At 33.5% G+C, this 12,468-nt stretch carries 13 protein-coding genes; 9 read left to right on the top strand and 4 right to left on the bottom strand.

Going from position 1 to position 12,468, the window contains the following annotated elements; all coding sequences use genetic code 11:
* Window positions 1-6: 6 nt before the first annotated feature.
* The 7 genes from fliY (at window position 7) to EBF09_RS02645 (ending at window position 7,376) form a co-directional block, all read left to right on the top strand.
* Entirely contained in the window at window positions 7-849 is an 843-nt protein-coding gene (fliY, locus tag EBF09_RS02675) for a flagellar motor switch protein FliY (protein ID WP_121763598.1), read from the top strand.
* Window positions 850-896: 47 nt separating this feature from the next.
* Window positions 897-1,544, top strand: a complete 648-nt coding sequence (gene plsY / locus EBF09_RS02670) for a glycerol-3-phosphate 1-O-acyltransferase PlsY (RefSeq protein WP_121763597.1) — start codon at window positions 897-899, stop codon at window positions 1,542-1,544.
* Between the two features lie 6 nt (window positions 1,545-1,550).
* A complete protein-coding gene (locus EBF09_RS02665) occupies window positions 1,551-2,441 on the top strand; it encodes a hypothetical protein (protein ID WP_121763596.1) in 891 nt (296 codons plus the stop codon).
* 136 nt (window positions 2,442-2,577) lie between these two features.
* A complete protein-coding gene (locus EBF09_RS02660; protein ID WP_121763595.1) occupies window positions 2,578-4,161 on the top strand; it encodes an anaerobic C4-dicarboxylate transporter in 1,584 nt (527 codons plus the stop codon).
* Between the two features lie 182 nt (window positions 4,162-4,343).
* Window positions 4,344-4,940 (top strand): peroxiredoxin, encoded by a 597-nt coding sequence (locus EBF09_RS02655; protein ID WP_121763594.1) that lies wholly within the window; start codon window positions 4,344-4,346, stop codon window positions 4,938-4,940.
* Window positions 4,941-5,022: 82 nt separating this feature from the next.
* A complete protein-coding gene (locus tag EBF09_RS02650) occupies window positions 5,023-6,813 on the top strand; it encodes a bifunctional anthranilate synthase component I family protein/class IV aminotransferase (protein ID WP_121763593.1) in 1,791 nt (596 codons plus the stop codon).
* Window positions 6,810-7,376 carry an anthranilate synthase component II gene (locus tag EBF09_RS02645; protein ID WP_121763592.1) on the top strand — a complete coding sequence of 189 codons (567 nt, stop codon included), beginning with the start codon at window positions 6,810-6,812 and terminating at the stop codon, window positions 7,374-7,376. The genes EBF09_RS02650 and EBF09_RS02645 overlap by 4 nt, the downstream gene beginning before the upstream one ends.
* A 103-nt stretch (window positions 7,377-7,479) precedes the next feature.
* Here EBF09_RS02645 and prfB read toward each other — a convergent pair whose 3' ends face one another.
* Complete coding sequence (prfB, locus tag EBF09_RS02640; protein ID WP_121763591.1) at window positions 7,480-8,574, bottom strand: peptide chain release factor 2; 1,095 nt, start codon at window positions 8,572-8,574, stop codon at window positions 7,480-7,482.
* Window positions 8,575-8,584: 10 nt separating this feature from the next.
* A complete protein-coding gene (gene mnmH, locus EBF09_RS02635; RefSeq protein WP_232817632.1) occupies window positions 8,585-9,592 on the bottom strand; it encodes a tRNA 2-selenouridine(34) synthase MnmH in 1,008 nt (335 codons plus the stop codon).
* Window positions 9,593-9,734: 142 nt separating this feature from the next.
* On the opposite strand from mnmH, the gene EBF09_RS02630 reads away from it, so the two are divergent.
* Both EBF09_RS02630 and EBF09_RS02625 read left to right on the top strand, forming a co-directional pair.
* Window positions 9,735-10,082, top strand: a complete 348-nt coding sequence (locus EBF09_RS02630; RefSeq protein ID WP_121763589.1) for a P-II family nitrogen regulator — start codon at window positions 9,735-9,737, stop codon at window positions 10,080-10,082.
* A 13-nt stretch (window positions 10,083-10,095) separates the two neighbouring features.
* On the top strand, window positions 10,096-11,376 hold the full coding sequence (locus EBF09_RS02625; RefSeq protein WP_408609804.1) for an ammonium transporter: 1,281 nt from the start codon (window positions 10,096-10,098) through the stop codon (window positions 11,374-11,376).
* Here the strand turns inward: EBF09_RS02625 and EBF09_RS02620 are convergent.
* Together EBF09_RS02620 and fliQ are read right to left on the bottom strand one after the other, a co-directional pair.
* The gene (locus tag EBF09_RS02620) at window positions 11,373-12,194 is read right to left on the bottom strand and encodes a UDP-N-acetylmuramate dehydrogenase (RefSeq protein WP_121763587.1); all 822 of its coding nucleotides are present in this window, start codon (window positions 12,192-12,194) and stop codon (window positions 11,373-11,375) included. The two genes, EBF09_RS02625 and EBF09_RS02620, sit on opposite strands and share 4 nt — an antisense overlap.
* Window positions 12,195-12,461 carry a flagellar biosynthesis protein FliQ gene (gene fliQ / locus EBF09_RS02615; RefSeq protein WP_121763586.1) on the bottom strand — a complete coding sequence of 89 codons (267 nt, stop codon included), beginning with the start codon at window positions 12,459-12,461 and terminating at the stop codon, window positions 12,195-12,197.
* Window positions 12,462-12,468: the final 7 nt, after the last annotated feature.

Raw genomic sequence — 12,468 nt, 5'->3', positions numbered from 1 at the left:
TGAAAGATGTTAAGCGATTTTTTAAAACTTGTTGTGCAAGAGAGTATTGCTACCATAGAAGGGCTTTTAGGGCAAGCTCCTGAAGTTTCACATTTATCTAATGAAGATGATAGAAGCGAGGGCATTAAGGCTCCTATGGCAAGAGTGGATATACAAGCAGATAATGGAGCAAAGTTAGCATTTTTTATTCCTCCGCAAATTGCAAGTGCATTAGCGGATATGATGTTAGGAGGCGAGGGAGAACAAAAAGAAGTCTTAGATGGAGATGATTTAGATGCCACAAAAGAAATTATCTCTAATATCTTTGGGGCGATTTCTACTTCTTTGGGAGCGCAAAAAGAGTTACCTAAGCTAAGTTTTACTCTTACACATATTGATTTTTTAGCAAGTGGGGATTTGGGAGTTAGTTCTTTTGCACATTTTTATACTTTTGGATTTAGTTTAGGGAGCTTGCAGCAACAAATCTTTTTGGCACTTTCACGCGAATTTATTGATACTTTAAATCCTAATACAACAGCTCCTATTGAAGAAGCACCTACCCCACACCATCATGGAGGAGAATCTAAAATAGAACTAAGTGGTGGAGAAATGAAAAATATGGCAATGTTACTGGATGTAAGATTGCAAGTCAAGGTTAGAATAGGGCAAAAGAAAATGCTTCTTAAAGATGTAATTGCTATGGATATAGGGAGCGTTGTGGAGCTTAATCAACTTGCAAATGATCCGCTAGAAGTTTTAGTAGATGATAAAGTGATTGCAAAAGGAGAAGTTGTGATTGTAGATGGTAACTTTGGGATTCAAATCACAGAAATAGCACCCAAAAAGGATAGAATAGAACAATTAATGTAGCGCAAAATAGGCTATAATTTGCAAGAATTTTATTGATAGGAAAATGAATGTATTTTTTAACAATGATTATAGATTTTTTTACAAGTTTGAATGGGATTTTTTATACGATTGCTTATCTGGTGGGAGGGATTCCTTTTGGGCTTTTGTATGCAAAATTAGCAGGTGGTGTGGATATAAGAAAGGTAGGAAGTGGAAGTATAGGTGCTACAAATGTGCTAAGGGCGCTTAAAGAAAAAGATCCAAAACTAGCTAAAAAAGTAGCGATTTTAACAATGCTAAGCGATGCGCTAAAGGGAGTGGTTGTAATTTTTGTCGCTAAAATGTTCGGTTTAAGCTATGAGGCACAATGGATGTTGGCACTCTTAGCGGTGATTGGGCATTGTTTTTCTCCATTTTTAGGTTTTGAAGGGGGTAAGGGGGTAGCTACAATCGTAGGAGTTATCGCAGTATTTCTACCTATTGAGGCTATAAGTGGGCTTGTGGTTTGGTTTTTAGTTGGGAAGTTTTTAAAAATTTCTTCTTTGGCTTCTTTGATAGGGGTTTTATTTGGAGTGGTTTTGAGCTTTTTTATCCATCCAGATATTCCACATATTCACACACATACACCGCTTGTAATTGCAGCTTTTATCGTATTTTATAAGCATATTCCAAACATCGTGCGACTTATCCAAAGGCAAGAGGGTAAGATTCTTTAAAAATAGATGAAGGAGTTAATTGTAAAGCTTTTTGGAGCTTTTATTTTATGTATTTTAGGAATCTCTTTTAGTGCTTGTGTTAGATTGTTAGAGCCTATTTTGTATATACCAGATGCTCCAGGTTTGATGGCAAACTATTTAAACGCTAAAGGAGCGAAGAGCGTATGTGATGGGATAGATACACTTTTGCAAAAAGACAAAAACGAGGAAGCCTTGCTAAAGGCTTCTAAAATTATGGGCTATACTAAAGAGGAATTAATAGGGATTTTAAAAAAGGCAAACGCTAAGTATCAAACCTATCACAAAGGCACTCTAAGCTATTTTAGGCTTAAATATAATCTAGCTTATTTATTAGAAAATTACCAAAAAGAGCCAGAGCTTTTACACAAGATTTTGCAAGAAAATTATTTCTTAGAAGAGAGTGAGGCAAAAATCATAGCAAAAGAAGGAGCGATTTCTAAAAAAGAAGAAGAGATTTTAAGGCAAAAAGGGTATTTTTTAGATAATCTAGCACTAAATTCTAAAAATTTAGAAGAAGCTAGAAAAAGCCAAGCAACCTACACAACAAATAACCCCATTAAGAAAATGATACAAGTGAGATTAAAGCCAAAAGGGAAAAGCTCATTTAGAGAAAGGGAGTTTGAAATATTGTTTGAAGCGAATACTGAAAATCTTTTAGAATTAAAAAATGCTAAAAGCATAAAAATACATTTTGAATTTCACAATCCTAATTATATTCATCCAGATAGCCTAATGGATAATTTTGTGGATACTCCATCTGTTTATTGTAAGATTAACAAAGATTATGAAAAAATGCTCTATGAATATCCAATGCTATTTTCTATCCAAACCCAACCTTTAGGAGAAAATGAAATCTTAGTGCTTTATTTGTTTTAAGACAAATTGCAAGAAAGATATTTTATTTATTAAACTTAAACAATAATAATTTATTTTAAATATTTTAAAATTTTTATCTTATTTTTAAAAAATGTGCTAAAATTATGTGCATTTTTTTAGAAAGGAGTAAGGGGTTATGGAATTTTTAACTAACCTAAATGAAGGCACACAATTTGCCATTCAGCTAATTGTCGTGCTTGCTTGTTTATTCTATGGAGCAAAAAAGGGTGGAATCGCCTTAGGTTTGCTAGGCGGAATTGGTATTTTAATGCTTGTTTTTGCATTTCACATTAAACCAGGAAAACCTGCTATTGATGTAATGCTAACAATTTTAGCAGTTGTTGTTGCAAGTGCTACGCTTCAAGCGAGTGGTGGTTTAGATGTTATGCTGCAAATTGCTGAACGAATCTTAAGACGCAATCCAAAGTTTTTAACCATTTTAGCACCTTTTGTAACTTGCTTTTTAACTATACTTTGTGGAACTGGACATGTGGTTTATACAATTATGCCAATTATTTATGATATTGCTATTAAAAACGGAATCCGTCCAGAACGCCCTATGGCTGCGGCTTCTATCTCTTCGCAAATGGGGATTATCGCTTCTCCTGTATCGGTTGCGGTAGTTTCTCTAACAGCTTTACTTTTAACTGCTAATCATAAGTTGGCGGGTTTTGATGGTTATATTAATCTTTTGCAAATTACCATTCCTAGCACTCTTTTTGGTGTTTTATGTGTGGGGATTTTCTCATGGTTTAGAGGGAAAGATTTAGATAAAGATGAAGAGTTTCAAGAGAGACTTAAAGATCCTGAATTTAAAAAATATGTGTATGGAGATGCCAAAACTCTGCTTGGTGTGAAGCTTCCTACAAGTAATTGGGTAGCTATGTGGATTTTCTTAGGAGCGATTGCACTTGTAGCACTCATCGGTGCTTTTGATAGCTTAAAGCCAAACTGGGGACAAAAGATGGCTTATAAGGCAGAAATTAATGCAATGGTGCAATGGACACCAAATGGCACAAACAAGGGAATTGTGGATCTTGAAGCACTTGGTTTTGATCAAAGTAATACTTTAAATGAAGCAGGTGAGAATACAAGTGAATTTAAAGAAGCGCTAAAAGAGCAAAAAATCACAGCAATTCCTCTAAAAGACAAGCTAGGCAATCCTAGTTATGATTATATTTCTATGGTCAATGTGATTCAGATGTTTATGTTACTTGCTGGAGCTTTGATTATCATCTTTACAAAAACCGATGCGAAGAAAATTGGCTCTAATGAGATCTTTAAATCTGGTATGATAGCACTTGTTGCTGTGTTTGGAATTTCATGGATGGCAGATACTATGTTTGCGGTGCATACTCCTATGATGAAGGAAGCGCTTGGAGATATAGTAACAGACAAGCCTTGGACTTATGCAATTATGCTTTTGCTTATTTCAAAATTTGTAAATTCTCAAGCAGCGGCTATTGCAGCATTTGTGCCTTTGGCTTTAGGGATTGGAGTAGAACCAGGTATTATTGTAGCTTTTGCAGCAGCTTGCTATGGATATTATATCTTACCTACTTACCCAAGCGATTTAGCAACCATTCAATTTGACCGTTCAGGCACAACGCATATTGGTAGATTTGTAATCAACCATAGCTTTATTTTACCTGGACTTATTGGGGTAATCACTTCTTGTATTGCTGGATATTTCCTAGCTTTGGTAGCAGGGTATCTATAATTTATAAGCAAGAATCTTCTTGCTTATAATGTGGCGATTTGATACATTAAATCTTATAAAATCTAAAAACTAACCAAAGCCTTCAAAAATATAAAGCTCTTAATATTAAATTTATTTATAATCCGCTACAATTACTTTATTGATATTTTTTATCAACAAATTATTTTTATAAAGGATTAGATATGTTAGTAACAAAAAAAGCTCCAGATTTTAAAGCACCAGCAGTTTTAGCAGATAACCAAATCGTTGATAATTTTGAATTGTCAAAAAATCTTGGTAAAAATGGTGCAGTTGTATTCTTTTGGCCAAAAGACTTTACATTTGTTTGTCCATCAGAGATTATTGCTATGGATCATAGAGTAAAAGATTTTGCAGAAAAAGGTTTTAATGTAATTGGTGTATCTATTGACTCAGATGTAGTGCACTTTGCATGGAAAAATACTCCTGTAAAAGAAGGTGGTATTGGTCAAGTTCAATTCCCAATGGTATCAGATATTACAAAACAAATTTCAAGAGATTATGAAGTTTTAATTGATGAGGCTGTTGCACTAAGAGGATCATTTTTAATTGATAAAAATCAAGTTGTAAGACATGCAGTGATTAACGATCTTCCACTTGGTAGAAATATGGACGAAATGTTAAGAATGTGCGATGCACTAACATTCTTTGAAGCACATGGTGAAGTTTGTCCAGCAGGTTGGAACAAAGGTGATAAAGGTATGAAAGCGGATGCTAAAGGTGTAGCAGAATACCTAGCAGAAAACGCAGACAAACTATAATTTTACAAAGCTTTTTGGCTTTGTAAAGCCCTAATTCTTTTTTTAAGCTCCTCTAAAATACTTTTAAAGTATTATCCGTTTTATGAAAAACACAAGTCCTAAAGAAAATTTCGCTATTTTTGATGATTATTTGTATTATGAACTAAAACATATTTTAAAAGCTTATAACCAAAAAGAAAGTAAGCAATGCTTTAAATTTATAGAAAAAAATAAGCATAAATTCTTTTTTATAGGCTGTATAGATTATGAATTTTATCGCTATTTAGAAGATGAGAGTTATAAAAGCAACAAGGCGTATTTAGGCTTTTTTGCCTTTAAAAAAAGAAAAAAATTTAAGCCCAAAAAAGTTTGTAAAAAAGAGTTTATGCCTACATTTTTGCAAACTTTAGACAAAAAAGAGTATGCAAATAACTTTAAAAAAGTAAAAAATGCCATTGCAAAAGGGCAGAGCTATCAAGTCAATCTCACACAAGAAATAAAATTTTCAAGTAAAATAGAACCTTTTAGGTTATTTAATCTTTTATTGCAAAGGCAAAATACTTCTTTTAAGGCGTTTTTACCTATGCAAGAGGGTTATATTCTATCTTTTTCTCCAGAATTATTCTTTAAAACTAAAGGCAGAAATATCCTCACAGAGCCTATGAAAGGCACAAGCAAACGCGCGCATAATAAAAAACAAGATAGAAAAAATAAGAAATTTTTACAAAAAGATGTTAAAAATTTAAGTGAAAATGTGATGATAGTGGATTTATTAAGGAATGATTTATCTAAGATTATCCAAAAACATAGTCTAAAAGAAAAGCTTTTTAGAGTGCAGACATTGCCTACTTTGCATCAAATGACTTCTAAGATTAAAGGGAGGCTTAAAAAGGGCATAGGCTTTTATGATATTTTTAAAGCGCTTTTTCCTTGCGGTTCTATTACGGGTGCTCCAAAGCTAGAAACTATGCGACTAATTTCTAGCTTAGAGGCTAGAGAAAGGGGGATTTATTGTGGGAGTATAGGGCTAATTTCTAAAAATAAAAGTAAATTTAGCGTAGCAATAAGAACGCTAGAACAAAAGGATAATATTTATCATTATGGTGTGGGAAGTGGTTTGGTGTGGGATTCTAAAGAAAATGAAGAGTTTTGCGAGCTGCATTTAAAAACTAAGTTTTTAAAAAATGAGGATTTTTATCTTTTTGAAACAATGCTTTATAAAAATAATAAAATCTTATTTTTAAAGCAACATTTGCAAAGACTTTTGGAAAGTGCATTGAAGTTGAATTTCAACACAGGCAAAATCACAAAAGATTTTTGGGAAGTTTTAGAAGAAAAAATTAATTTAGATGCATTTAAAACATTAGATATTTTTATGCTAAATCAAAAGTTATTTCAAGAAGAACATTGCCTTTTGTATCCTTATAGATTGCAAGAAGCCCCACAAAAAGATTGTATTTTAAGGCTTGTTTTATATAAAAATGGTGCATATGATTTGCAGAGTTTTCCTATAAAACATAGTTTGAACGATAAATTGCTTTTAAGTGATATTACCTTAAATTCAAAGAGCGATTCTTTATATTTTAAAAGCTCTTTTAGAGGGCTTTATGAGGCACAAAGTCATAAATGGAGAGAAGATTTGTGCTATGATGTGGTGTTTTTTAATGAGCTAGGTGAGTTGTGTGAGGGGACGCGGACAAATATTCTTATCCAAAAACAAGGGGAATTTTATACGCCTAGTTTAGAATGTGGATTGCTAAATGGGATTTATAGAGAATTTTTGCTAAATTTGGGACTTATTAAAGAAGCAAAAATATCTAAAAAAGATTTGCAAGAAGCAAGTAAAATCTATGCATTCAACTCTGTGCGAGGATTAAGAGAGGTTAGGCTTTGAAGCGTGTTTTGATGATTGATAATTATGACTCTTTTACTTATACGATAGTATTTTATTTAAAAGAATTAGGTTTTAAGTGCAAGGTAATTAAAAATGATTCATTTGAAAGTCCAAAGGAGTTAGAAAAAATTAAATTTAGTCATCTGATTATCTCTCCAGGCCCAAACTCTCCAAAAGAGGCCAAAAATTCACAAGAAGCGATTTTGCATTTTAGAAAAAAGAAGAAGATTTTAGGGATTTGTCTAGGACATCAGTGTATTGCAGAAGCATTTTTAGGAGAGGTAACTAGATTAGAAAATCCAATCCATGGCAAGGTTTCCTTTTTAAAATTTAAAGAGGATAGAATCTTTAAAAACCTTAAAAGAAAGCCTAAAATTTGTCAATACCATTCTTTACACATTAGTAAAATGCCTAAAAGTTGTAAGGTTTTAGCACAGAATGAAAAAGGTATTATTATGGCAATTAAACATAAAAAATACGATATTTATGGATTACAATTTCATCCTGAAGCCATCCTTAGCCAAAATGGAAAGAAGATATTAAAAAATTTTATGAAGCTTTAGGATTTATGTAAAAGATTTAAAATTGCTTTTATGGGGGGTGGCGTAAATTTTATTGCTTTGTTAAGGATTATTAAAATGTTGTTTTTAGGGGAGGAGAGGGGGGTTATGTGGCAGAATTTATATGGATTAAAACTCCCTCTAAAATCGCATCAATATCGCCATCTAAAATATCATTTACATTTGTATAAGCTAGGTTAGAGCGTAAATCTTTAACTTGTTGGTAGGGGGTTAGCACATAGCTTCTAATCTGATGTCCCCAGCCAATCTCGCTTTTTTCTTGGACGGAATTTTGCTCATCTCTTTTTTGTCGTTCTAGCTCATAGAGCTTTGATTTTAGCATTTTTAAGGCGGTGGCTTTGTTTTTGTGTTGGCTTCTATCATTTTGGCATTGCACGACAATTCCTGTTGGAGCGTGAGTGATACGAATAGCAGATTCTGTTTTATTGACATGTTGTCCTCCTGCTCCTGAAGCTCTATAAGTATCAATACGCAAATCTTTTTCTTCTATTTCTATATCAATATTATCATCCACTTCAGGAGTTACCATTACAGAAGCAAAGCTTGTGTGGCGGTTAGCATTTGAATCAAAAGGCGAGATTCTAACAAGGCGGTGAATCCCATTTTCCACCTTAGCATATCCATAGGCATTTTCGCCTTTGATGATAAAGCTTGCATCTTTAATTCCTGCTTCATCGCCCTCTTGATAATCTAAAAGCTCTACTTTAAACCCTCTACGCTCAGCCCAACGCAAATACATACGATAAAGTATGCTAGCCCAATCTTGCGATTCTGTCCCACCCGCACCGGGCGTTATAGTAAAAATCGCATTATTTGAATCAAGCTCACCCTTTAGCATAACTTCAATTTCTGCGCTTCTAATCTCATGTTCTAAAACCCCCGCTTCTTCAAATAATAAAGTAAGGGTTTCTTCATCATCTTGAGAGATTTCAAAAAGCTCTTTAGCATCTTCTAGTGCATTTTTAGCGGAATTGTATTTGCTAAGCTGCCTTTCAATGCGTTTTTTTTCTTTTTGCAGTTCGGCTGCTTTTTTAGCATCTTCCCAGAATTCTTTTTCTTGCTCCTTTTTTTCTATTTCTTCAAATCTAGCTTGTAGTTTGCTAGGTTGCATAATTTTTGTAATATTATCAATTTTAATTTCAAGTTCTTTTAAAAGTTTGCTATATTCATAATTATCCAAAAGTATTCCTTTATTTTAAAGTATTTGCAAAATCTTGTATTTCTTGCAGTGTATTTTGTATGTTTGTGTGCATAATGCTGTGTGAAAAACTATCTTTTTTATAAACCTTATCATAGTATTCTAAAAGTAAAATTTCTGCAACTTTTTCTAGATTTTTAGCATAAAATGCACTTTTTGCTTCTTCCCAAAAATTTTTTTTCATAAAAGGTGCTATTTTTTGCATAGAAGTTTCAAAAAACTCTTTGCTAATTTTACCATATTGTGCGATGATACGCTTTATCCTATCTTCTAATGGAGAGAGGATGAGAATCTTTTCTGCTTTATGGTAGGTTTCATAAAGCAAAGAGGGCAAAATCAAACTTCCTAGCTTTTTACTCTCACCCTCAACTAGCACAAAGGGTGCATTTTCTAGTTTTCTTAAGTGCATAAAAAGTAAATCATAGAAGTATTTCATACTAGGTTGTGCTCCTAAAACTCCACCAAAACTAGAACCAAAATGCCTTGCTAAGCTCTCAATATCAAGAGAATTAGCAAAAGAATGAATAATCTCGCTTTTTCCACAGCCAGTTTGTCCTATGAGTGTGATGAAGCGATGTTTTAAAGGGGTGTTAAGATATTTTAAAACCTCAGTGCGATAAGCCTTATAGCCCCCCTCTAGTAAGATGACTTGATAACCTATTTTTTTTAACACTTCATAAAATGAATGACTTCGCATACCCCCTCTAGCACAATATATGCCAAAAGGCTTAGCAGGGCTTAAGATGTCTTTTAGCTCTAGAAGATGGTTCGCGATATTTTGACACACAAAACTTGCTCCCATAGCTTTTGCATTAAAGGAGTTTTGCTTATAAATTGTGCCGATTTTCTCATACTCGCTATCTTTTAAAACAGGGTAATTTAGGGCGTTTGGAATATGAGAATAAGCAAACTCTCTAGGAGATCTTACATCTATTATAAAAGAAGGTTCTAAAGAAAGAAATTCAGTGATATTTGCCACTTTTACCAAAAGATTCTCCAAAAGCTTTTTTAAAGGCTATTATTTTAGCAAAATTTTTTAATAAAATTATTCTTAAAATTTTAAATTAATTTTATAATTTAAGTTTTATTTTGTATAATTTTAAAAATAAAGCATTGTATCTAAAATTTCATAAAGGAGAGCTATGGAAAATATCTATAAAGTTGAAATTATCACGCGTTCTGAAAAATTAAATCTTTTAAAGGAATCCCTTTATGCAAGAGGGATTAAAGGAATGAGTGTGAGTAATGTAATGGGTGCGGGTAATCAAAAGGGTAAGGTGGAAATTTATCGTGGGAGTGAAACTACGATTGATTTAATCCCTAAAGTTAAGGTAGAAATACTTACTAAAGAGAGTATGTTAGAGCTTGTGATTGAAATTGCCAAAAAATGTCTTAACACCGGAAAAATGGGTGATGGGAAAATTATAGTGCTTCCTGTTTTAAATGTGATACGCATTCGCACTGGTGAAGAAGGGGAAGATGCAATTTAGTTTTTAAGGGAAAATAATGAAATTTTTATTTATTTTTTTGTGCTTGTGTAATGTTGTATTTGCTAGTGGTGGAGAGTTTTCTAGTAGTGATACGGTATTTTTGATTTTTTCTTCTTTGTTAGTTATTTTGATGACTCCTGCTTTGGGGCTATTTTATGGAGGTATGGTTAGAAAAATCAATGTGTTAAATACATTAATTGTATGTATTGTTGTTTTTTCTTTAGTTGCTTTGCAGTGGATTGTGCTTGGCTACACTCTAGCTTTTGGTGAGGATAATTATGGATTGATTGGAGGGTTAGAATATATTTTTGCATTAGGGGTTGATGGGGGCTTTGTAGGAGGTGTGCCACAGAAGCTTTTTATGTTTTTTCAAATGCTTTTTGCAATTATTGGTTCAGCAATTATTACAGGTGCGTTTGTAGAGAGAATGCGTTTTGGGGTTCTTTTGATTTTTGTTTTATTTTGGAGTATTTTTGTTTATGATGTGTTAGCGCATTGGGTTTGGGGGAGTGGTTGGCTTATGAAAATAGGCTCACTTGATTTTGCAGGTGGAGGTGTTGTGCATATTGCAGCAGGTGTTGCTGGGCTTGTAGGGGCTGTTATGGTGGGCAAAAGAAAGAGCGCAAGAGGTATTTTGCCTCATAGTCTTCCTTTATCTTTTATAGGGGCTGTATTTTTGTGGCTTGGCTGGCTTGGATTTAACACAGGAAGTGCTTTAAGTGTCAATATGGTAGCAGTAAATGCTTTTATTAATAGCAATCTAGCTGTCGTTGGGGCGGTGTTATCATGGGTTATGATAGAATGGGTAAAGTTTGGAAAACCAACACTTTTAGGTAGTCTTACAGGGATTATTGCAGGGCTTGTAGCTATCACTCCTGCTTGTGGGTATGTGAGTGCTATTAGCGCACTTTTAATAGGTTTTTTGGCTTCTCCGATTTGCTTTTTTGCAATTAGCACATTAAAGGCAAAAATGGGCTATGATGATACGCTAGATGCTTTTGGTTTGCATGGGGTTGGAGGTATTTGGGGAGGAATTGCGACTGGATTGTTTGCTACAAGTGAAGTAAATGGAATCATCGCACAAGAAGGCTTAAAAGATGGGCTTTTTTATAGTGGAGATTTTAGTCTTTTGGGGGCACAAATTATAGCAGTTGTAGCTTGTTTTTCACTCTCTTTGTGTGCAAGTTTTGTGATTTTAAAAATAATAAGTTTTTATACGACATTAAGGGTAGAAGATAGCGAGGAAGAAAATGGGCTAGATCAAGCACTTCATGGAGAGAAAGCTTATCGTTAGGTAAAGATTTGCACTTCTTCTTCTAAGAGAAGATTGTGTCTTTCAAAGACGCGTTTTTTTGCAAGTTCTATAAGTTCTAAAACTTCAAAAAACTCAGAATCTCCAAGATTTACTAAAAAATTTGCGTGCTTTTGGCTAAACATTAAAGATTTGTTTTTGCCAAATCTTTGTCCTTTTAGCCCCACGCTTTCAATCAAAAAACCCGCATAATTATTTTTTGGATTCTTAAAACAACTTCCAAAACTAGGCTCACTAGGTTGATTTTCACGCATAGAGGTAAAAAGGGGAGGTAGGCTATCATTAAAACCTTTATCTTTTTTGAAGATACCTGCAAAAATGAGTGTGTTGATGTTGCTTGTGCGATAGCCCAAAGTTAGCTCCTCACTCTTTATAAATTCTAGCTCAGAGCTATTTTTTAAGCATAAAATACCAAGCAAACTAGATTTAATCTCGTATTTTTTTAAACCCGCATTCATTTTGATAATGCCTCCTATGCACCCTGGAAGCCCGCGCAAGAACTCAAAACCAGCTAAATTATGCTTTTTGGCATAAGAAAAAAGCTTGCCACTAGGGGTTAATGCACCCACTTCTAAAAATGCACCACAATCTTTAATATAATCAAAATCCTTGCTTAAAACAATAAGATTCTTAGCATTAGGTGCAACAAGGAGGTTGTTTGCTTTGCCAATGATATTTAAAGGAGTGCCATTTTGTAAAAGATTGTAATAATCTTGTGGGCTAGAAATCTCGCAAACTTCACAGATACCGCCTACTTTTATGCTAGAGTAGGTTTTAAAATTAATAAGCTTTTTTTGCATTTAAAAAATAAAGGTAGGCATCATATCAAAAATGCGTATAGTAAAATCCATAAGCATATTAAGCATCCAAGGCATTGTAAAAATAATCACAACAATTACTGCTAGGATTTTAGGCACGAAAGTTAATGTCATTTCATTAATTTGTGTGGTGGCTTGAAAAATACTAATAAGCAAACCCACCACCAAACCAACAAGAAGCATAGGAAGCGACAAAATAAGCGTGATTTTATAAGTTTCAATCGCTAGATTCATAAGTTGTGCTTCCAAAATCTAT

This window comes from Helicobacter burdigaliensis (genome assembly GCF_003670295.1).
GTDB lineage: Bacteria > Campylobacterota > Campylobacteria > Campylobacterales > Helicobacteraceae > Helicobacter_D > Helicobacter_D burdigaliensis.
Note: the sequence above shows the minus strand (reverse complement) of the source record. Positions and strands in the feature narration are given on the sequence as shown.